This window comes from Micromonospora sp. NPDC049679 (genome assembly GCF_040659735.1).
Lineage (GTDB): Bacteria > Actinomycetota > Actinomycetes > Mycobacteriales > Micromonosporaceae > Micromonospora_I.
This window is the reverse complement of sequence record NZ_JBFANZ010000057.1, coordinates 1-21,339: the sequence shown is the minus strand read 5'-3', so window position 1 is coordinate 21,339 and position 21,339 is coordinate 1. Positions and strand designations below refer to the sequence as shown.

General features: G+C 71.2%; 16 protein-coding genes and 1 pseudogene. 10 read left to right on the top strand and 7 right to left on the bottom strand.

The features are described from left to right. On the bottom strand, positions 1-453 hold a 453-nt coding region (locus AB0J06_RS24740), incomplete at its 3' end, for a carboxyltransferase domain-containing protein (RefSeq protein ID WP_357431796.1). A gap of 171 nt (positions 454-624) precedes the next feature. On the opposite strand from AB0J06_RS24740, the gene AB0J06_RS24735 reads away from it, so the two are divergent. Then, a complete protein-coding gene (locus tag AB0J06_RS24735) occupies positions 625-2,490 on the top strand; it encodes a sensor domain-containing diguanylate cyclase (RefSeq protein ID WP_357431794.1) in 1,866 nt (621 codons plus the stop codon). 25 nt (positions 2,491-2,515) lie between these two features. Here AB0J06_RS24735 and AB0J06_RS24730 read toward each other — a convergent pair whose 3' ends face one another. Continuing rightward, positions 2,516-2,815 carry a DUF2218 domain-containing protein gene (locus AB0J06_RS24730; RefSeq protein ID WP_357431792.1) on the bottom strand — a complete coding sequence of 100 codons (300 nt, stop codon included), beginning with the start codon at positions 2,813-2,815 and terminating at the stop codon, positions 2,516-2,518. 293 nt (positions 2,816-3,108) lie between these two features. On the opposite strand from AB0J06_RS24730, the gene AB0J06_RS24725 reads away from it, so the two are divergent. Then, positions 3,109-4,257 (top strand): MFS transporter, encoded by a 1,149-nt coding sequence (locus AB0J06_RS24725; protein WP_357431790.1) that lies wholly within the window; start codon positions 3,109-3,111, stop codon positions 4,255-4,257. 169 nt (positions 4,258-4,426) lie between these two features. On the opposite strand, the gene AB0J06_RS24720 is transcribed toward AB0J06_RS24725, so the two are convergent. Beyond that, entirely contained in the window at positions 4,427-5,521 is a 1,095-nt protein-coding gene (locus tag AB0J06_RS24720; protein ID WP_357431788.1) for a hypothetical protein, read from the bottom strand. Positions 5,522-5,778: 257 nt separating this feature from the next. On the opposite strand from AB0J06_RS24720, the gene AB0J06_RS24715 reads away from it, so the two are divergent. Next, the gene (locus tag AB0J06_RS24715) at positions 5,779-8,100 is read left to right on the top strand and encodes a TIM-barrel domain-containing protein (RefSeq protein WP_357431786.1); all 2,322 of its coding nucleotides are present in this window, start codon (positions 5,779-5,781) and stop codon (positions 8,098-8,100) included. Beyond that, the gene (locus tag AB0J06_RS24710) at positions 8,097-10,166 is read left to right on the top strand and encodes a hypothetical protein (protein WP_357431784.1); all 2,070 of its coding nucleotides are present in this window, start codon (positions 8,097-8,099) and stop codon (positions 10,164-10,166) included. Before AB0J06_RS24715 ends, AB0J06_RS24710 begins: the two co-directional genes overlap by 4 nt. Here AB0J06_RS24710 and ligD read toward each other — a convergent pair whose 3' ends face one another. From ligD to AB0J06_RS24690, 4 genes are all read right to left on the bottom strand, one after another. Further along, complete coding sequence (gene ligD / locus AB0J06_RS24705) at positions 10,167-11,072, bottom strand: non-homologous end-joining DNA ligase (protein WP_357431782.1); 906 nt, start codon at positions 11,070-11,072, stop codon at positions 10,167-10,169. It abuts the gene before it with no gap. A gap of 4 nt (positions 11,073-11,076) precedes the next feature. Next, entirely contained in the window at positions 11,077-12,174 is a 1,098-nt protein-coding gene (locus tag AB0J06_RS24700; RefSeq protein WP_357431780.1) for an ATP-dependent DNA ligase, read from the bottom strand. A 184-nt stretch (positions 12,175-12,358) separates the two neighbouring features. Then, a complete protein-coding gene (locus AB0J06_RS24695) occupies positions 12,359-12,562 on the bottom strand; it encodes a hypothetical protein (protein ID WP_357431778.1) in 204 nt (67 codons plus the stop codon). 64 nt (positions 12,563-12,626) lie between these two features. After that, entirely contained in the window at positions 12,627-12,893 is a 267-nt protein-coding gene (locus AB0J06_RS24690) for a hypothetical protein (protein WP_357431776.1), read from the bottom strand. A 202-nt stretch (positions 12,894-13,095) separates the two neighbouring features. On the opposite strand from AB0J06_RS24690, the gene AB0J06_RS24685 reads away from it, so the two are divergent. The 6 genes and pseudogenes from AB0J06_RS24685 to AB0J06_RS24660 all read left to right on the top strand — a co-directional run. After that, positions 13,096-13,410: a hypothetical protein gene (locus tag AB0J06_RS24685; protein ID WP_357431774.1), complete on the top strand. Its 315-nt coding sequence runs from the start codon at positions 13,096-13,098 to the stop codon at positions 13,408-13,410. A 167-nt stretch (positions 13,411-13,577) separates the two neighbouring features. Then, complete coding sequence (locus AB0J06_RS24680) at positions 13,578-14,237, top strand: PQ-loop domain-containing transporter (RefSeq protein WP_357431772.1); 660 nt, start codon at positions 13,578-13,580, stop codon at positions 14,235-14,237. A 656-nt stretch (positions 14,238-14,893) separates the two neighbouring features. Continuing rightward, positions 14,894-16,468, top strand: coding sequence for a diguanylate cyclase (locus tag AB0J06_RS24675; protein WP_357431770.1), 1,575 nt, complete (start codon positions 14,894-14,896; stop codon positions 16,466-16,468). A gap of 216 nt (positions 16,469-16,684) precedes the next feature. Beyond that, on the top strand, positions 16,685-17,944 hold the full coding sequence (locus AB0J06_RS24670) for an HDOD domain-containing protein (RefSeq protein ID WP_357431768.1): 1,260 nt from the start codon (positions 16,685-16,687) through the stop codon (positions 17,942-17,944). Between the two features lie 324 nt (positions 17,945-18,268). Further along, a pseudogene (locus tag AB0J06_RS24665) lies at positions 18,269-18,775 on the top strand (snapalysin family zinc-dependent metalloprotease); the annotation flags it as partial. 424 nt (positions 18,776-19,199) lie between these two features. Beyond that, a partial coding sequence (locus AB0J06_RS24660) for a nitrate- and nitrite sensing domain-containing protein (RefSeq protein ID WP_357431766.1) occupies positions 19,200-21,339 on the top strand: 2,140 nt, incomplete at its 3' end.

Below are 21,339 nucleotides of genomic sequence, written 5' to 3'. Positions count from 1 at the left end.
CACCGGTGGCGTCACCGCGTGCACCACCTGCGCATCCGGATGGATCTCGGGGTGGACGACGTGCCGCCGTTGGCGGGGTGACCGAACGTGTCGCATGAAGGCCACCCGGTATTCGAATCCGCTGTGGATCGCGCCGACCTCGGTCGTCGTCACCCCCCACCGCGCGGCCACCTCGGCCAGGTCTTCGCCGTCGTAGCGCACCGGCAACTCGACCAGCGGCCCGTCACCGCGGGTCACGGGTGGGATCGGCCAGCCGGGCAGTTCGTCGGCGAGCGCGGTGGTGGCGGCGAGCCCGTCGAGCAGGACGGTGGTGGCGGCGGGCACGATCTCGTCCACCGGCGGCAGGGTCCCGGCGGCGCGCCGACGCAGCAGCTCGGCGTGGAGCGCCTCGACCTCCTCGGTCGAGCCGACCTCGACCAGAAGCGCGTGGGGGCCGACGGAATGGATCCTCACGCCTGTGTCACCTCGTCCCCGGGGAGTGGTTGCCGTCACCCGCCGCGCACGGGTCATCATGGGTGCGCGGCGGTTCGTCGACGCTCCGGTCAAGATCGACGTCCTGCCGTAACGCTCAGTTCTTCCCCCAACCGCCCGATTATGGGGCGGAGGACCAAGGGCGAGGTGAAAATGCGGCTCCCGAGATGGCTCACCGCGGTGGTGAGCGTTGTTCTGCTGCTTGCCATGGGGGCGATCGGGTGGCAGATGAACGACGCCGCGCTGCGCGCGGCCGAAGAGGTGCACCGCGCGGACACGCTGACCCTGGGTCGCAACAACGCCACCCTGGCCAGCAGATACCTCACCCTGTCGGCCCGGGAACTGACCGAATTCACCACCGAGCACCGCGCCGAGTTGCGGACCCTCGAGAGTCTGGACCGGTCGTTGCTCGCGCAGTTCGTGGCGCGATCGGTGTTCTTCCAGCACGGCGCCGCGATCACCGATCCGGCCGGAGGCACCCTGTTCTCCGTCTCGAAGGCCCCCGGGCTGCCCGAGCCGGAGGACCCGGGCTACGCGCCGCTGCTGAAGGGACCGAATGGACGCTCGGTGCTCTTCTCGGGTGTGATGACCGTCCGTGGCGCCTCCATGATCGCCGTAGGCGTGCCGATTCTCGGCGATGGATCCCTGCGCGGGATGCTGCTCGGCTACGCCCGGCTCCGCGACAGCACGCTGCAGGAGAGCATGGAGGCTCGGCCGGGCGAATCGAGCGCCCACGGACTCGTGGACGCCCGTGGCCTGGTGGCCGCGACCAGCGACGACGGGCTGCTCGGCACCGCGATCGCCCCGGGCGTACTGGATGTGCTGCGCGAACCGCACGCAGTCCCCTCCTTCGTCGAGTACGAGTCGAACGGGCGGGAGATGATCGCGCTCGTGGTCGGCGGGCTGCCCGGTGATTGGGGCTACTACTGGACCGACTCCGTCGACGACTTCTACGGCACGGTCCGCAAGCGGAACACCCGCACGAACCTCGCGCTCCTCGGGCTGATCCTGGTCGCGGCCGTCAGCCTCGTGATCGTCGACGTCCGGGCGGCGGCGGCACGCCGTCGCACCGAGGAGCGGTTCCGGGCACTCGTGCAGCACTCGAGCGACAGCATCAGCGTGCTCGACCGCACCGGTCGGATCATCTACGACAGTCCCAGCGTCTCCGCCGTCCTGGGTTTTCCGCAGCACGCCCGCATCGGGAAGCGGGCCTCGGAGATGCTGCACCCCGACGACCGGGTCATGGCCCAGCATGTGTTCGCCCGGTTGGTGGCCCGTCCCGGCACGGTCGAGCGGCTGCAGTGCCGGGCGCTGCACCACGACGGCGGCTATCACTGGGTCGACATGAACGTCACCAACCTGACCCACAACCCCGCGATCGCCGGCGTCGTCATCAACGCGCGCGACGTCTGCGACAGCAGGCAGTTGCAGGAACAACTGGGCTTCCAGGCGCTGCACGACTCCCTCACCGGGCTGCCCAACCGGCGGCTCCTCAACGAGCGACTCTCCGGTGCGCTCGCCCCCGACCGTGGCAGCTCCATCATGGTCGCGGCGCTCTTCGTGGACCTCGACCGGTTCAAGGCGGTCAACGACAGCCTGGGCCATGAGGCCGGCGACGAGTTGCTGCAACAGGTCGGTCGACGGATCAGCGACTGCCTGCGCTCCGGCGACCTGCTGGCCCGGGTCGGTGGTGATGAGTTCGTCGTCCTGATGGACGGCATCCGCGCCGTCGACGAGGCGACCGGGGTGGCGGGACGCATCGTCGAGGCGCTGCGGGAGCCGTTCGACCTGCGGGGCGGGCTCGTGCGGATCGGCGCCAGCGTCGGCGTGAACGTCAACGAGCCCGGCGCCACCGCGGACGAGATGCTCAACGGCGCGGACGCCGCGATGTACCGGGCGAAGCAGTCGGGCGGCCTCACCTACAGGACCGCGTCGGGTCTGGCGGGCGCCGAGGTGGACGCCGGTGTCCACGCCGCCGGGGCGGCCGCTGTCCTGCCGGGCGCCGATCGCGCGGTGTGAACGGCCGGCGCGCCATGTCGTCCGGTCAGCGGGCGGGCTGAGCCGGGCGCGCCCAGTCGACCGTGAGGTTGTCGCGGGCGCCGAAGCGGCTCGCGTGGTCGCCCACGACGTACTCGACCCGTCCGAGGCCTTCGGGGTCGGGCGCCTCGGCGTGCAGGAGCAGCGCGTCGGGGGTGGCGGTCAGTGTGCAGCGTCCCCAGCCGAAGTCGGCGAAACCACGGACATCGTCCCACTCGGTGTGCGCCTTGTGCGCGAAATGCTTGCAGAGCTGGGCGAGGTAGCGGCTGGCGCGATCGGTGGCGACGCGGGCGTCGGAGGTGAGCACGGGTGGTCTCCCTGGCGGTGTGCGGGCGCCGGGTGCGGTCGCGGCCCGGTGGTGAACGATCAGCTTAGTTAGGGTTGCCTTGGTAAGCGTGTCAGCCCCACTTGTCGGCACGGTTGTCGCGTAAGCGCCGTCCCACAGAACAGAACCCATATCGCCCGGCATGACCTTCAGCAGGCTGACCGGCACGTGAGACACGGTCGCGACCCGCGGGATCGAGCCCGGAATGCCCCGATACGGTGGGTGTCGGTCGGGCGATTCGCCCGCCGGTCATCCGTCGGCGGGGGAGGGTTGTCGTGGCTGGCACGCAACGCCGCGGAGGCGGGCTGACCGCGCTCGCGGCATACGTCGGGGGAGCGCTCGGGCCCCTCGGTGGCGGGATGGTCGCGCCGCTGCTGCCCGACATGGCCACCTCGTTGCACACCACCCGCAGCGGGGTAGCCGCGTCGCTCACCGTCTACCTCGTGGTCTTCGCCGCCGTGCAACTCGTCTCCGGCACGCTCGGCGAGCGCTGGGGTCGACGCAACACGGTCCGCGCGGCCTACCTCGCGTACGCGGCGGCGACGCTGTTCTGCGCGATCGTCCCGTCGCTCGGGCTGCTGCTGGCGGGGCGGGCCCTGCAGGGTGCGGCCAACGCGTTCACCACCCCCTTGCTGATCGCCGGGCTCGTCGAACTCGTGCCGGCGGAGCGGCTGTCGCGGGCGATCGGCACGTTCGCCTCGTGGCAGGCCGCCGGTCTGTCGCTCGCGCCGCTCGTCGGTGGCCTCTTCGGTGAGGTTTCCTGGCGGCTGGCCTTTGTCGTGGTCGCCGTCCTCGCCGCGCTCCTCGCGTTCCTGCCGCCGCCCGGCGGCGCGCAGCGGGCCGCTCCTCCCCGGTTACGGTCGCTGCTCTCCCGCCGGCTGGCGCTGCTCTCCGTCGCGGCCTTCGCCTCGTTCGCCGGCAGCAACGGGTTGCCGTTCCTCGTCGCGCTCTACGCCCACGACCGGCTCGGCGCCGGTCCGGCGCAGGCCGGTGGGCTCATCGTCGGTTTCGGCCTCGCCGGGATCGTGCTGGGCCCGATCTGGGGTGGCGTGGCCGGCCGGATCGGCGCCCGCCGCGCGGCTGCCCTCGGCGCCCTCGCCGTCGCTCCGCTGGTGGCCGCCGTCGGCCTGGTCGACACCCGGATCGAGCTTGTCCTGCTGTGGACCGCCGCCGGGGCCACCGCATCGCTGCTCACCGTGGCGCTGCAACGACTGACGCTGGACGCGGTGCCGAGCAACCGCGGGGGAGGGGTGTCGGTCGCCTCGGCGCTGCGCTTCACCGGCAGCGCGATGGCGCCACTGTTCTGGCTGCCGATCTACCAGCGGCACCATCAGGCCGGCTTTCTGGCCGCCGGCGTCGTGGTGCTCGCCGTCCTTCCGTGCGTGGCGCTGCTGCGGGATCCCGCGCCGCCGCGTCGGGATTGACGGGTCAGCGCCCGGTTTTCGCGCTGCCCGGCGGGACGAGGCGCGCACCACGCCGATCATCGCGCGCCGGCGGCTGCTCGCCGACGCAGACGCGGGAGCGGTGGACCTGCCCGCGTTGATGCGGGGGTCCACCGCTCCCGGTCGTCGGCGCTATCGCCCGGCGATCGGACTATCGGTGGTAACGCGACTTCTTCACCGGCGGCGTGGTCGCCTCGACCCTGGTCGCGTTCTGGACGCCGTTGGTCACGGTGCCGCGCACGGTGACCCGGGCGCCGGTGGGCAGCGCCGACAGGGTCGTGGTCGCGCGGTTCAGGGTGACCCGGGCGGCGCTGTCGACGGGCACGACGACGTTGCGGCCGCCGCAGTTGACAGTGATCGTCGAGGCGGTGGTGTCCACCGCGGTGACGGTGCCGTCGACGCCGAAGCTCCACCGGGTGGTGACGTCGATCCTGGTGGCGTTCTGGATACCGTTGGTGACGATGCCGGAGATCCGGACGCGGCCACCGGTCTGCACGGCGGAGAGCGTCGACGCGGCGTGGTCGATGGTCACCACGGCCGCGCCGTCCACGGGAACGGTCACGGTGCTGCTGCCCCGGTTGACGGTGATCGTGGACGCGTCCGGGTCGACGGCGGTGACGGTGCCGTCGACGCCGAAGCTCCACCGGGTGGTGACATCGAGCGTGGTGGCGTTCTCGACGCTGTTGGTCACCGTGCCGCGGACGCGTACGCGGGCGCCGGCGGGCACCGCGGCGAGCGTCGACGCGGCGTGGTCGATGGTCACCACGGCCGCGCCGTCCACGGGAACGGTCACGGTGCTGCTGCCCCGGTTGACGGTGATCGTGGACGCGTCCGGGTCGACGGCGGTGACGGTGCCGTCGACGCCGAAGCTCCACCGGGTGGTGACGTCGATCCTGGTGGCGTTCCACTTGCCGTTGGTCACGGTGCCGGAGACCCGTACCCGGGCGCCGGTCGGCGTGGCCGACAGGGTGGCGGCCGCACGATTGATGACGACCGCCGCGGCGCTGTTGACGGAGATCGTGGTGCTGGCGCCGTGGTTGACGGTGATGGTCGACGCGGTCGCGTCCACGGCGCCGACGGTGCCGTCCAGGGTGAACGACCGCTTCGGCGGCGGCGGGGCGGGACGCCACTTCGCGGACACGCCCGCCTTGGTCGTGGCGTGTGCCGCCGACGCGGGCGCCGCCACGGCGCCGGCGAGCGCGAGGCCCCCGGCCACGGTCAGGACGAGCAGGTAGCGCTTGCGCATGAGACTCCTCAGCTGGTGCGACGCGGACCACGCCAGCGTGCGGAGCCAACCTGGGAATCGCGGTGCCGGCCGGACTGAATGCGGTTGCAACCCGGTTGTCGGCGTGCGCGGACGGACCGCCGGGGAGCGGACCCGCCCGCTTCGGCGTCCCGATGCGGCGGCAGTGGTCGCCAGATGTGTCGCGGTGCGCGGGTTTCGACGGCACGAGTCGGGGAAGCCACCGGGCCAGCGACGACTCACGGTTGGCAAATGAGCGAATGAGCGAACGGCCTGGCGATCTGCGCGGCTACCGGAAACTGGGATCCAGCGTTCTGGTCGACTACGGCGGGCCGACGCTGTCGATCACCCTGGTGCATCCGGGGATCGCGCGGATCCGGCTCGCGCCGACCGGCGCCTTCGCCGCGCGCCGGTCGTGGTCGCCCGTGCCGCCGGACGAGGAGCTCGATCCGCCGCACGTCACCGTGCAGTCGGAGGACGGTGCCGTGGAGATCAGCTCGGACCTGTTGACCGTCCGGGCCGAGCCGGCCGGCGCGCGGGTCAGCGTCGTGGAGCGGCCGAGCGGTCGGGTGCTGATGCAGGACGGCCCGGAGGGTGGTCCGAGCTGGAAGCACGACGGGACCGCCATGTGGACCCGGCGGATGCCGCGCGGCGAGCACTACTTCGGTTTCGGCAACCGCACCGGGCTGCTGGACAAGCGGGGCCGGATGTTCGAGTTCTGGTGCACCGACCGGTTCGAGGAACAGGGTCCGGGCACCAACGAGCTCTACCAGGCCATCCCGTTCTATCTCTCGATGGACCCGGGCGGTCGCTGCTACGGCCTGTTCCTCAACAACACCTTCCGCAGCGTCTTCGACCTCACTGACGAGCTGCATGAACGGCAGGTCATCCACGTCTGCGGTGGCGAGCTGGACCAGTACGTGATCGCCGGTCCCACCCCCGCGGAGGTCGTGGAGCGGTACACGCTGCTGACCGGCCGGATGGTTCTGCCGCCGCGCTGGGCGCTCGGTCACCACCACTCCCGCTGGGGCTATTCCACCGCGGAGCAGATCCGTGAGGTCGCCCAACGGCTCCGCGCCGACGGCATACCAACGGACGTCATCTACATCGACGTCGAACACCAGGAGGGTTACCGGGTGTTCACCTGGGACCGGGAGCGGTTTCCGGACCCCGCCGGGCTGGTCCGGGAGCTCTCGCAGCTGGGCTTCCGTACGGCGAAGGTGTTGAACGTCGGCGTGAAGTACCAGCCGGAAGGGGGCTATCCGGTCTTCACCGAGGGAGCGGAGTTGGGCTACTTCCTGACCGAGGGCGACGGCCTGATGCTGCGCCATGTCTGGCCCGGCCTCTGCGCGTTCCCCGACTTCGCCCGCGAGGAGGTCCGTCAGTGGTGGGGCCGGTGGTACGAGGAGTCGCTCGCGACCGGCGTGCGCGTGCTGGTCAACGACATGAACGAGCCGTCGATGCGGGACCGGCTCCCGGAGGATCCGCAGGCCCGACGGATGGATCCGCCGCTCGACACGCCGCACGGTCCCCCGGAGGAGCGGACCACCCACGCCGAGGTGCACAACGTGTACGGCTACCTGGAGAACGCTGGGATCGGCACGGCGCTGCGCCGGGTGCTCGCGGATGAACGGCATCTTCTCCTCTCCCGGGCGGGCTTCGCCGGGATGCAGCGCCACTCGGCGACCTGGGCGGGGGACAACGCCAGCTACTGGGAACACCTGGAGATGTCGCTACCGCAGCTGCAGAACCTGGGTTTGTCGGGGGTCCCCTTCGCCGGCGCCGACATCGGGGGCTTCTTCGCCGACTGCGGGCCCGAGCTGCTGGCCCGCTGGTACCAGCTCGGCGCCTTCTACCCGTTGGCCCGCAACAACTGCTCGAAGCCGTGCGCACCGCAGGAGCCCTGGGTGTGGGGGCCGGAGATCGAGGGGGTGTGCCGGCGCGCGCTGGAGCTGCGCTACCGGCTGCTGCCGTACCTCTACACCGTCTTCGCGGAGGCCGCCCGCACCGGCGCGCCGGTGTTGCGTCCGTTGCTGTACCACTACGCCGACGACCCGGCGGCGCGGGTGCGGGACGACCAGGGGCTGCTCGGTCGTGACCTGCTTCTGGCACCGGTGCTCCGTCCCGGTCGGACGTGGCGGGAGGTCTACCTGCCCGCCGGCCGGTGGTACGACCTGCATTCCGGGGCCGTGCAGCGCGGCCCGGGGCGGTTGATCGCGGACGCGCCCCTGGACGGCGACGCGCCCGTCTACGTCCGCGGCGGAACGGTGCTTCCGCTCGGCCCCGTCATGCAATGGACGGAGCAGGGCCCCCTGGACCCGCTTTCGATCGAGGTGTATCCCGACGACGACGGCGCCGCCGAGGGCGTGCTGTACGAGGATGACGGCGTGACCCGGGCCCACGAACGGGGCCAGTGGTCGATGACGCGGTACACGTACCGCGACGGGACGCTGACCGCGCGGCACGACGGCGGCTTCTCGCCGCCGGGCCGCGCGGTGCAGATCCGGGTTCACCGCGACGGCGGCGTCGACGAGCGGCAGCTGACCATCGACGAGCAGGAGTGGACGGTGCAAGCGCCATGAGTGAGCCAATCAGCCCGGAGCCGGCCCGGGAGTGGAAGCCCGAATACCCCCCGGCGTACGTCTCCAATGGCGTCATCGGCCTGCGGATCTGTCCGATCCCGCCGCTCGGCGGGGTCGCGACCGTCAACGGATTCGTCAAGATGGACGAGGAGACCGGGCTGGAGGCCTACGGTCGGGCGCCCTACCCGCTCGCCGGCGACCTGCGCATCAACCGGACCGTGCTCACCCAGTGCCCCGACCGGATCGTGTTTCGGGAGCAGCGCATCGATTTCGCGTCAGGGGAGCTGCACACGCGCTTCGACTTCGACGGCGACGGAGCGCGCGCCGAGCTCTCCCTCGTCACGTTCTGCAGCCGAAACCGCCCCAGCGTCGCCGTGCAGAAGGCGTCGATCCGGGTGGACCGCGACTGCGACCTGGAGATCACCGCCGGGGTGGACCGGGACGGCGTCTCCGGGCGTTGGGCCGAACCGCCGATGTGTCTGACGGGCGCTGCCGGTCCGCTCGACTGCCTGCTGCACTGGAAGAGCTCCGGCGACATGGGGTCGTTGGGGATCGCCTACGGCACCGAGTTGCTCGGCACGGACCGGGTGTACCGGAGGTTCAACTCGACGGCGGACGGGGCGACGTCCACGTCGTACGTTTTCCGCGCCGAGGCGGGGCACGCCTACTGCCTGCAGCATTACGCGAGCCTGGTGCCCGACGTCTGGCACAGCCGGCCGCAACACCAGGCGGCCCGGCTGCTGACCGCCGCGTTCTCGCGCGGGTGTGAGGCGCTGCGCGCCGACAACCACGCCGCCTGGGCGGACCTGTGGCAGAGCCGGGTGCAGTTGGTGGGCGCCCCCGAACGCTGGCAGCGGCTGGCCGACGCGGCCTTCTTCTACCTGCACTGCTCGGTGCACCGGTCGGTGCCGGCCAGCACACACATGTTCGGACTGTCGTTCTGGCCCGACTACCACTACTACCGCGGACACGTCATGTGGGACATCGAGGCGTTCTGCGTGCCGCCCCTGATCCTCACCGACCCCGACGCGGCCCGCGCCCTGTTGCAATACCGCTCCTCGCGACTCTCCGGCGCCGCCGCCAACGCCGAGGCGCGCGGCTACAGCGGGGCCCAGTTTCCCTGGGAGAGCAGCCCGCGGCACGGCCACGAGTCGGCGCCGGTGGAGACGTCGCACTCCTTCACCGAGGAGCACGTCAGCATGGATGTCGCGCTCGCCTTCGCCCGCTACGTGCACGCCACCGGCGATCAGTTGTTCGCCGGCGACCACGCCTGGCCGGTGATGTCCTCGGTGTGCCGATGGCTCGACAGCCGTGTCGAGCGCACCCCGCGTGGTTGCGAGATGCGCGGTGTGAACGGGATCGCGGAGACCAAGTCCACCGTGGACAACAGCGCATTCGTCAACATCGCCGCCGTGCGGACCCTGCGTGAGACGTCGGCGCTCGGTCGGGCGCTGGGCAAGCTGGTCGCGGAGAACTGGGACAAGATGGCCGCCGCGATCGTGCTGCCGATCGATCCGGACACCAAGATCATCCGCAACCACGACACCCACGACCCGAAAGAGGACAAGGGCGAGACGCCCGAGGGCGCCGCGGCGCTCTTCCCGCTGGACTTCGAGGTCGACCCCGAGACGGAGCGCCGCACGCTGGAGTACCACCTGGGCTCCGCCGACCGGTACGTCGGGGCGCCGATGCTCTCCGCGCTGCTCGGCGTGTACGCCGCGCGGCTCGGCGACCGTGAGCGGGCGGCCGAGCTCTTCGAGAAGGGGTATGCGCAGTTCGTCATCGAGCCCTTCGCCATGACGACCGAGTTCAGTCCGGTCATCTTCCCCGACAAGCCCCGTCCCGTTCCCTTCACCGCCAACCTGGGCGGGTTCCTGTCCAGCCTTCTCTACGGCCTGACCGGCCTCCGGCTGCACAGCGGCGACCCGGCCGCCTGGTGCAAACGCCCGATCACCATGCCGAAGGACTGGGAGGGAATCCGCGTCGACCGGATCTGGGTACGGGGGAGTAACGCGTCACTCACCGCGATGCACGGCGACAGCCGGGCGCGCATCGAGGAGTGGTAGTCAGGACGGGCTACCCGGCAGCCGCTGAGCGGTGGTGAGCAGGGGAGCGAGCAGGTCACCGTGCTCGTCCAGCCGGCGCCGGACCTGCTCCGGGCCGTACACCGGGTTCGTCCCGTCGCCGGCCGCCCGGGCGACCTCGTCCCAGGTGATCGGGGTGGCCACGGTCGGGGCCGGCCCGCCGCGCAGCGAGTAGGGCGCGACGGTCGACTTGCCGGGGTCGTTCTGGCTCCAGTCGATGAAGACCTTGCCGGCCCGCAGTGCGCGGGTCATCCGGTCGACGACCCGGTCCGGCTGCGCGCGGGAGAGCGTCGCGGCGACGGCGCGGGCGAACGGCTTCGTGTCCGCGTACGTCGCCGACCCGTCCAGCGGCACGTGCAGGTGCAGCCCTTTCAAGCCCGACGTCTTCGGCCACCCCCGCAGCCCCACGTCCGCGAGCATCGCCCGGACGTCGATCGCCACCGCACAGGCCTGCGGAAAGCCGGCCGGGTCGCCGGGATCGAGATCGAAGACGAGCTGCGTGGGGTGCCGGATCCGGTCGGCGTGGCCGAGGAAGGGATGCAGTTCGATGGTGGCGAGGTTCGCCGCCCAGACCAGCGCCGCCACGTCGTCGAGGACGGGCGCCTCGAACGTCTTGCCGGTTTTCGGGAAGTGCATCGTCGCGGTGCGTACCCAGCCCGGGTGCGGCGGACAGCGGGTCTGGTAGAAGTGCGGGCCGCCGACTCCGCTCGGGTAGCGGTGCAGGGTGATCGGGTGGCCCCGTACGTGTGGCAGGACCAGGTCGGCGACGGCCGTGTAGTAGTCGATCAGCTCGGCCTTGCTGAACCCGACGTCCGGATAGAGCACCCGGTCCAGGCTGGAGACCCGCAGCCGTCGGTCCCCGACGGAGACGGTCAGCTCGTCGTCCACGGCATCACCGCTGCCCGCCGTCGGGCGGTCCGGCCGCGACCGTCTCGGTGAGCTGGTCGATCCGGCAGCTCTCCGGCACCCGGTCCGGGCGCCAGCGGCGGAACCGCGCCGGGTGCCGGAACCGCCACCCGTCGGGTCGGTCGTACGCCACCTCGCAGACCAGCTCCGGCCGGAGCGGAATCCAGTCCAGCGGCATCTCCGGGGTCCACCGCCCGGCCGAGCCGGCGAGGCGGCCGGTCGAACCGCCCTCCAGCGCGTACCCGGCGCGCCACGGATGGGCGTTCAGCTCGACGGCGTGGGCGAGCAGGACCGGCAGCATCGCCTCCCGCTGCTCGCGCCGGAACGCGGCCGAGACGCCGACGTGCCGCAGTGCGCCCGCATTGTCGTAGAGGCCGAGCAGCAGGGAACTGACCGCGGCTGGACGGTCGGGCGCCCGGCCGCTGACCCGGGCGCCAGCCACCACGCAGTCGGCGGTCCGGTCGGGTTTCACCTTCCACCAGCCTCGTTTTCCCGGTTCGTACACGGAGTCGGTGGGCTTCGCCATCACCCCGTCGAAGCCGGCGCCGAGCCCGCCACCGAGCCACTCCTGCGCGACCCCCGTCGCCTCCACCGAGGGGGTAAGGGTCACCGGCGCGGCGTTGTCCAGCCGCGCGGCGTTGTCCACGGGCTCCAGCATCGTGACGAGCGCGGCACGGCGCCGCTGGTACGGCTCGGCACGGAGATCGTCCGCGCCGAGCGCGAGCAGGTCGAAGGCCACGTAGTAGGCGGGGGTCTCGGCGGCGAGCCGGGCGACCCGGCTCGCGGCCGGGTGCACGCGTTCGAGCAGGGCGGCGAAGTCGTGCCGTCCGTCGCGGGTGACCAGCAGCTCGCCGTCGAGAACGCAGGACGGCGCGGGCAGTCGCCGGAGCGCCGCCCGTACCTCCGGGAAGTAGCGCCCGAGCGGCCGGTCGTGCCGGCTGCGCAGCTCGACGTCATCGCCATCGCGGAAGACCAGGCAGCGGAAGCCGTCCCACTTCGGCTCGTAGCAGAGGCCGTCGCGCGGCAACTCGCGGACCAGCCGGGCGAGCATCGGCGCGAGCGGCGGCCCGAAGGCAAGAACCACGGCAGGGGGTACCCACGGACCCGCGCGGCAATCCCGCGACTCGGTCGGAAGGGCCTCAGCGGCGGGAAACGTCGATGCCGGGAAGTGCGAATGCCGGGCAGGGTGGTGCCGCGCGTCGCGGCCATCGCCACCGTCGCGACGGCGAGCAAGGCTGCGAGCCCACCCAGGCCGGCGCTGAGCGTGGTCATCGCGGCGAGGGCGCCGACGAGTAGCGGGCCGCCGAGGGCGGCAGCAGGCCGAGCGCGAGCAGCGAGGCGTGCTGCTCCGTGGTGAGGGCGCCGAGGCTGGCGGCGATGCTGTGCGCGCCGAAGGCGGTGACGAAGCCCGCGGCGTAGAGCGGACGCAGCGCCGCCGGCGACAGATGGCCGGCTGCCGGGGCGGTCGACATCGGCGGAGCCTACCGCGCGTGGACGGGGTCGGAGCCGGGATCACCGGCTCCGACCCGGTGGCGCTCACCGCAGCGCGTACGCCCGCACGACGTGGGTGTGCCCGTCCACGACGCCGATCCGGTATCCCACGCCGGCGCGCTCGCGCACCACGGCGGCTCCCTGCCGCCCGTCCGGCGGCGTCGACACCTGCACCTGGTCGCCCGTGACGTGCGTGACGAGCGCGCTACCGACCGCAATGGACGGTAGGCTGGTCAATCGCCTTCGCCGCATGATCGCCTCCCGGTCGTCGCGCTGCGGAGCCGACGGTAGATCGGCGGGTATGAAACTCATTCAAGAATCAGAATGCATCGTGCGCGTCACCGGCGGGCTCGGCTTCACGACGCCCGGCGGGCGGGATCTACCACCGCATTCCGTGTCCGGCAGGGGTATTGACGAAGTTGTCGGCCGCGTCCACTGGTTCCGCGATTCCTGGCATGGCTGTGCCCGGCCTGTCCCATGCTCAGGTTGGGCCGGCCGGCGAAGGGAGCGCAGCGTGAAGAACTACGACAGCAGTTGGAGCGATCTTCAACGCGGGCTGTACGACGAGTCCTACGACATCGGGCTGGCCTGGGCGACGGACCGGGATACCTCCCCGGACGACCTGCAGCGACTGCTGGAGCTGGGGGAGTCGGCCGAGACGGGCGAGCTCGCCGGCGGCGAGGTCGACTTCGGGCCGCTGGTCGACGGCATCGCGGAGGCGACCGGCGAAGGCGTCGGACGGGTGCCGGCCGACTACGGCGACCCGGGATTCCGCGGCTTCATCGACGGCGCGCGCGAAGGCGCCCCGGACGACGTCTACGGGGTTTAGCGACGCGCGAGGGGTCACCGCCGCCGCGAAGATGCCGGGCTTTCGGTTCGACGGATATGGCGTGGCGCACCATCGAATTGACCTGCATCACGCCGTGTGATCGGGCTCGCACGATGCGTTCGCAAAGATCCGTTACCCCTCTGGCCCGGGAGCCGATGGAGCTATACGTGCCCCTTGCTGCTCTTGGACTCGTCGCCGCCGTCATCGGAATCATCGGAACCCTTCCCCAACTCCTCCTGCTGATGCGCGCGTCGCACGCCGACGGGGTCTCCTTCGCCTCCGTGGTGCTGGGGGTGCTCTCGACGGCGACCTGGCTGACCTACGCTCTGGCGCTCGCCGACGTGACCCAGATCGTGGCCAACGTGCCGGCCGTGGCGAGCGCGATCGCGATCGTGGTCCTGGTCGTCCGCCGGACCGCCGTTCCGCTGACCCGGTCGCTCTGGGCGGCGGCGGTCTGGGCCGTCGCGATCGGGATCATGTTCGTGGCCGGGGGCGCGGCCGCCGTCGGAATCGCGGCTGCCGCCGTGTCGATCGTCCGGCAGGTGCCGCAGCTGCGCCTCGCGTTCTCCGGTGCGTCGCTCGATGGGCTGTCGCCCGCCGCGTACGTCCTCGCGATCGCCAGCGCTTCGTTGTGGACCGTGTACGGTCTCGCCCTCGGCCTGGTACCGGTCTGGGGCAACGCGCTCTTCGCCGTGGTGCTCTCCATCGGCGTGCTGGCGCGCCGCTGCCCGCCCCGGCATGTGATCGCGGTCCTCGACGCCGGCAGGTGGGGCGTTCCCGGGCAACTGTTGGTGCGCCCGGTCGCCGCCCGGCTCGCCCTCGCCTGAGCACACTGAGCGGGCGCGACGATCCCTGAGATCAACCCCGTTGATCAAGGACGTATTCGCACGCGTTGATCTCTGACCGTGTGAAGACGTCCTTGATCGGCGCGTAAGTCCTTGATCGGCGGTCACCGCGGCGACGGGAGCGGCGCGGCTCAGGCGCCGGTCATGCTGTGCGGGGGGGCACCCTCCCGAGCGGTACCCGCTACATCCTGACCCAGCTCTGGCTGGGCGCGGCGGTGCCGATCACCCTCACCGTGACGGACACGCAGTGACCGTCGCCCGCTGACCGTTCGCTGTGGCGGCTGCCGGGGCTCCCGGCGGCCGCCACACTTTTCCGGCCGCACCAAAACCCTTCGGTCACGCCCGCTCCTCTCGCGGATCACGAGTGAGCCCACGGTAGTCTGGTTCAGACGCTGAGATCGAGAGTCGTGCGCCCGCTTTCCCTCGGCGGTGGCGCACCACGCTGGCCTGACGGCGCAGTCTGCCGGCCCGCGCCGCGGCGATCGCGAAGCTCCCCGCCGGGAGTCCCGGCGCGGAATCCCTCAATTCGGGGCCGGTAGCGCCGATCCGTACACCATTAGCGTGCGCAGGATGCAGGACATGGGGTGACCGATGACCAGAGCGACGGAAACCCGCGAGGTCTGCGGGGCAGACGTACCGTGAGCGGGCGTGCGGACGCGCCGGCTCTGCTCGCGCCCGCGGACGAAGCGGAGTTCGAAGCTGAGCTGACAGAGCTGATCGCGGCCCTCTACACGCATCACGACGGCCTGTCCGAGCGGGTCGACCAGCTCGCCGCCGCCGCAGCGGCGGCGGGAAACGAACGCTACGTCGTGCTCGCGGAGCTCACCCGCGCCGATATGTACAGCCGCACGCGCCGCGCGGAGGACGGCGCGCGGATGGCGCAGCACCTGCTGGAGTCGACCACCGATGACCTCGTCGCCGCGCGCGCCCACGCGGTGATCGCGAGTGCCTTGTGGCGGCTGGGCGAGACCGGCGAATCGGCCAACCACGCCGAGCAGGCGATGCGGCTGCTCACCGACGACGATCCGCTCTGCGTGCGTGCCGAGCACGCGCTCGGGTTCGCGGCGCAGGTGAACGGTTACCGGCTCCGGGCCAGTTCGTTCGAATGGTTCCGCTACGCGCAGCGGCTGGCCGAGGAGTTGGCCTGCCCGAGCCTCATCCTCGCCAACCTCAACAACTGGGCGTGGGTGCACTACGAGCGCGGCGAGCTGGCCGAAGCGGTCGAGCTGGTCGAGCGGATGCGGCGGGTCGCGGAGGAGAGCGGCGAGCCGCTGAACGCGTCGCGCGCGGACACGCTCGCCCGGATCCTGCTCGAGTCGGGCGACGCCGACCAGGCCACCACCGTCATCCGGAGCGCGCTCGAGGGCTTCGCCGCCGACACCGAGTCCGACGCGATACCGAGCTGCCTGCTGACGCTCGCCGAGATCCAGCGGCGCAACGGCGACCTCTCCGCCGCCATCGAAAGCCTGACGTCATGTCGCGACATGTGCGTGCGCAGCCGCATCGCGGAGATGGGTGCGCGGGCGCTGCACGAGCTGGCGACCTGCTATGCGCTCACCGGCGACTACAAATCGGCGTACGGGCACATGGTCGCTTTCCACAGTGAGTGGACGCAGCTGCGTTCGCGGCAGAGCGAGGCGGCGGCGTCGGTGGTGCAGGCGGTGTTCGACATCGAAGAGGCGCGCCGCCGCAGCCGGGAATTCCAGATTCTGGCCGAGTGTGATCCGCTGACCGGCCTGTGGAACCGGCGCAAGTGCGACGAATACCTGGGCCCGCTGCTGGAGATGTCGCCGCTCACGCGGGGGCCCGTCAGCGTGGCGATTCTCGACCTGGACCACTTCAAGCAGATCAACGATCGCTTCTCGCATGGCGTCGGCGACCAGGTGCTCTGCGCCGTCGCGGCGATCTTCCAGGAGTTGACGGCCCCGGACGGGCACGCCGTGCGGCTCGGTGGGGAAGAGTTCCTGCTGATCCTGCCGATGGACGGCATCGCCGCCCAGGAGCGGTGCGAGCAGGTCCGGCGCGCCGTCGCGGCCCACGACTGGTCGGCGCTCTGTCCGGGCCTGACGGTCACCACGAGCGCGGGAGTGACCGAGATGCGCCCGGGCGACGACTACTCGTCGCTGTTCCGCCGGGCCGATCAGTACCTCTATACCGCCAAGGAGCTCGGCCGCGACCGCGTGGTCGCCCACGTCGACCCCTCGCACCCCTGACCCCGCCCCCTTCCCGCGCGACCCCGCGGCCCCGCCCCGCCGCCCCCGAAGAGGACGCTCCTTCAGGGATACAGCGGCTTCCCCGCGTCCTGATACCACTACTTCGGGGAAGCGGCGCGATCTTGACAGCGCGGGCGTCGGCGGCGATTCGAGATTCCCGCGTCATCGGCATCGGCGAAAGCTCAGCATCGGGGGCAGATGGCCGATGACGGGGACGTGACGTCTGCATCTGAGCCTCCCACCACGCAGCTGGTTCACGTCGGCCGGCAGCCCATCTGGAACATGGACCGCGAGCTGATCGGGTACGAGCTTCTGTTCCGCAGTGGCTTGGCGCTCGTTGCCGATCAGAACGGGTCGTACGCGACCGGTCAGGTGATCGTGCGGGCGTTCACCGAGTTCGGCGTCTCCGAACTGGTCGGCGAGAAGCTGTGCTTCATCAACACCACCCGCGGTTTCCTCGTCGGGGAGCTGCCCCTGCCGTTCGGGCCGGGGCAGGTGGTGCTCGAGGTGCTCGAGATGATGGACGTCGACGACGAGGTCATCGCCGGTATCGCCGCGCTGGTGGAGCGGGGCTACGAGATCGCGCTCGACGACTTCGTCTGGGGCTCGGGGCACGAGCGGCTCCTCGACCTGGCCACGTACGTCAAGCTCGACCTGATGGCCACCGACCGGGCGACGCTGCGTGAAATCGCGCGGCAGTGCCGGGCGTACCCGAAGGTGCGGCTGCTCGCCGAGAAGGTGGAGACCGACGACGACCTGATCTTCGCGAAGAGCCTCGGCTGCGAGTTGGTCCAGGGCTATCTGCTCGGTCGTCCGCAGGTGCTCTCCGTCCAGACGCTGTCGCCGTCCCGGTTGGGGCGCGTGCAGCTGATGGCCACGCTGCTGCGACCGGATGTGGAGATCACCGAGGTGGTCTCGATGGTGACGCGTGATCCGGCGCTGTCACTGCGACTGCTGCAGGTGACCAACTCGGTCGGCGTGGGAATCCGGTACAAGGTCTCCTCGGTGCACGAGGCGGTCATGATGCTGGGCATCGCGCAGGTCCGGCAGTGGGTGTCGTTGATGGCGCTCAGTGACCTGTTCGATGCCGACGAGGTGCAGATCGCCCAGGCAGTGACGCGGGCGCGGATGTGCCAGCTGGTGGCCGAGCAGATGGGGCAGCCGGCGGACCAGGCGTTCACGGTCGGCCTGCTGGACCGGGTGGCGGACCTGCTGGGCACGCCGGCGGCGCGCCTGGTGGAGCAGCTTCCGCTCGCCACGGAGACGTCCCGCGCCCTGGTCGAGGGCACCGGACCACTGGGGCTGGTCCTGCAGATCATCCGCGCGTACGAGGGCGGCGACGCGGGCCCGATCATCGCCACCGGCCTCGACCCGGACCGGCTAACCCGCAGCTTCCTGGCCGCCGTCGGCTGGTCCACCCGCGCGATGGCCGGCCTGGCCAGCACGGGCGCGCCGGCCCCCGTCCCTGCGCGCTGATCCCGCGGATCGCGGCAGGACGCGCCGCGTCACCGAGCACGAGCGTGTCGATCGGGTGGCTCACCCGGGCGGTGTGCCGGCGGGCCGTGGCCGACAGCGACACGTCGACCTGTTCGACCCCGGTTCCGCCCTGCTGCTCGACGCCCAGTTCGCGCAGTGCCTCCAGCATGTCGCTGGCTCCCTCCCGCGCGAGGTGGATCGCGTCGAGGCCGTCCGGTATGGGGCAACTGGTATGCGGCGCGATCAAATCGGCGCCGTTAAATTAACGGGCATCAATTGAGGGCGTGGCGACGCCCTCGTTCTTGCTTCCGTAAGGAGTCCGTCATGCTCAGACGAGGTGCCTTCCGTGGCGCGCTGGGTGTCCTGGCCGTCGTGCTGTCGGTGCTCGGCGTCCAGGCGGTCACGACCGGTGCCGCCTCCGCCGATGTCACGGTCGCGGCCCGGACCGTCTACTACGACGCCAGCCGCGCCGGTGAGTTCGCGACCAACTTCCATCAGGCCGCGCAGATCTGGAACAGCAGCGTGCGTAACGTCCGCCTGCAGGCGGGTACGCCCGCGAGCGTCACCATCTACGTCGACAACGGCTGGCCGCGGGCGCAGGTGACCGGCCTGGGCGCCGGACGGGTCTGGATGGGCTGGCAGGCGGTGAACCAGGGGTACGACCGCACCCGGATCGCCACCCACGAGCTCGGTCACATCCTCGGACTCCCCGACAGGCGCACGGGCCTCTGCTCGGACCTGATGTCGGGCAGCAGCGCGCCGGTCTCCTGTCGCAACGCGTACCCGACCGCCGCCGAGGCCGCCCGGGTCGACGCGCTCTTCGCCGGTGCCGCGACGGCTCCGGTCGCCACGACGGCGGATGCCCGCACCTACGTCTGGCAGCTCGGCTGAGCGAGCGCACCGCTCGGCATCGGGTCGGCGTCGATCGGACGCCGACCCGGCTGCGCGTGGCGCTCGCGCGGCCCGCGTCGGGGGTGGCGCGGGCGCGCTGTTTGCGCGAAAAAACGCATCGTTTTCGACCGGAAATCACCGCCTGTTTCCTTTGTGGATACCGAGCGCACGGGGGCGGCATGATGCTCTGATCCGGTCGGCCGGTAGGGATACACAGTGATCTGGTCGCTCTGTACCATGACGGTCGATTGCGCGATCTTTGGCGCGTTCTGACTGGGTGTGCTTCCCCCTCCACCGGCGCGGAGACGAGTATCTGATGGCCTCTCGGGTTCGTCCCATCCGTAGTCAGTTGCTGACTCTGGTCATGATCCCCTTGATCTCGTTGATCGCGCTCTGGGGGTTCGCCACCTATCTCACGGTGGGTGACGGCTACCGGCTCTTTAACCAGGGTCGGCTCATCACCGAGTTCGCCGCGCCCGCCGAGGAGATCCTCGGCGCCGTCCAGGGCGAGCGTCGTGAGTCCATGGTCTTCCTGGCCGATCCGTCCGTGGAGAACCGGACCAACCTGATCCGCTCGCGCACCGTCGTGGACCAGAAGATCGCGGCCTGGCGATCGGCGCTGGCCAGTGACGACGTCCAGAGCATCACCCCCGAGCGGGTCATGGGGCTGGCGCGGGCCCAGCTCGCGGCGCTGGACAACCTGGCACCGCTGCGGTCCGATGTGGATGGCCGAAGCGTCGACGGACGCAAGCTGATGGCCGCCTTCACCGACCTCGTCGATCCGATCACCCCGCTCTACGCCTCCGTGGCGACCTTCCCCGACGATCAGGTTTCCGCGGAAGGGCAGGCGTTGCAGCGGCTGGCGCACGCGCGCGAGCTGCGGGCCCGCGCCGACGCCGTGCTGGCGGGCGCGATCGCCGCACGCGGCTTCACCGACGACACGTACGTGCAGTTCGTGCAGGCCGTCGGGGTGATGCGGGCGGAATACCACGAGGCGTACGTCCAGATGACGGATCAGTACCGGCGCGAGATGGATGCCTTCTTCACCAAGGACCCCTACGTCTCGCTCGCCGGGATGGAGGACGCCGCCATCGCGACCGGCGGCAAGGGGCGGATCCCGGTCAACGCCGCCCGCTGGCGCGACGACAACACGACGGCGTTGGCCCAGCTCTCCGACTTCCAGCTCGCCCTGGCCGTCTTCGTCGAGGAGCATGCCAAGGCGCCGGCGTACGTGATCTTCGCCCGCATCCTGGTCGCCGCTCTGATCGGGCTGATCGCGGTCGTCGCCACGCTGAGGGTCTCGGTGCGCATCGCCCGGCGACTCGCCAACCGCCTGCGCGACCTCAGCGCCACCGCGCACACCCTGGCCGACACGCAACTGCCCGCCGTGGTCGACCGGCTCCGCAACGGCGAGGAGGTCGACGTCGACGTGGAGGCCCCGGTGCTGACCGGCCGCGCCGACGAGATCGGCGCCGTGGGCGACGCGTTCAACTCCGTGCGTCGCACCGCGATCACAACCGCCGTCGAGCAGGCCCAACTGCGCGCCGGCATCCGCAACGTCTTCCTCAACATCGCCCGCCGCAGCCAGAGCCTGGTGAAGCAGCAGCTCGGCCTGCTCGACGTGATGGAGCGCAAGACGGTCGATCCGGAGGAGCTGGCGGACCTCTTCCGCGTCGACCACCTCGCCACCCGGATGCGTCGCTACGCCGAGAATCTCGTCATCCTCGGTGGCGGCAGGGCCGGGCGTAACTGGGGCCAGCCGGTGCGGATGCAGGATGTGCTGCGCGGCGCCGCCTCCGAGGCCGAGCAATACGAGCGGGTCCGGGTGCTGCCGATCCCCGTGGTGCTGTTGGACGGCGCGGTCGTCTCCGACGTCATCCACCTGGTCGCCGAGTTGATCGACAACGCCACCGCGTTCTCGCCCCCGCACACCACCGTCCAGGTCTCCGGGCAGATGGTGCCGCACGGCTTCGCGATCGAGGTCGACGACCGGGGTCTCGGCATGAACGACACCGACCTGGCCGCAGCGAACGGCTGGCTCTCCGACCCGCCCGAGTTCAACGTGCTCGCGCTCGGCGACAGTCCCCGGCTGGGCATGTTCGTGGTCGCCCGCATCGCGGCCTCGCACGGCATCCGGGTGGTGCTGCGTCAGTCGCCCTACGGCGGCATCACCGCCATCGTCCTGGTGCCGCCGCACCTGGTCGCCGAGGCCGGCTTCGAGCACCAGCTCGGCCGCGGTGACGCGGCCGCCGATGAGCCGGCAGGCGAGCGGCCGGCCGGGGAAACGTCCCCGAACGACGAGGCTGAGGAGCGCGTTCCGGTGGGTGCCGGGGTGCGGGCCGCGGCCACCGGCGAGCACACCCGGGCCGCGATCGAGGTGGATACCGTCGCCGTTCCGGTCTACACGCCTCCCGCGCTGCGCAGCGTCGATTCGGCCGAGAGCCGGCGCAGCGGGGCGCCGGTCCCGATGCGGCCGGGGAACTCCGAGGCGTTCACGTACTGCC

Bases quoted from the DNA above. Each gene is read 5' to 3' on its own strand.
- AB0J06_RS24735 (WP_357431794.1), top strand. From the start codon at position 625: ATGCGGCTCCCGAGATGGCTCACCGCGGTGGTGAGCGTTGTTCTGCTG.
- AB0J06_RS24720 (WP_357431788.1), bottom strand. From the start codon at position 5,521: ATGCGCAAGCGCTACCTGCTCGTCCTGACCGTGGCCGGGGGCCTCGCG.
- AB0J06_RS24715 (WP_357431786.1), top strand. From the start codon at position 5,779: ATGAGCGAACGGCCTGGCGATCTGCGCGGCTACCGGAAACTGGGATCC.
- AB0J06_RS24710 (WP_357431784.1), top strand. From the start codon at position 8,097: ATGAGTGAGCCAATCAGCCCGGAGCCGGCCCGGGAGTGGAAGCCCGAA.
- AB0J06_RS24695 (WP_357431778.1), bottom strand. From the start codon at position 12,562: ATGTCGACCGCCCCGGCAGCCGGCCATCTGTCGCCGGCGGCGCTGCGT.
- AB0J06_RS24690 (WP_357431776.1), bottom strand. From the start codon at position 12,893: ATGAGTTTCATACCCGCCGATCTACCGTCGGCTCCGCAGCGCGACGAC.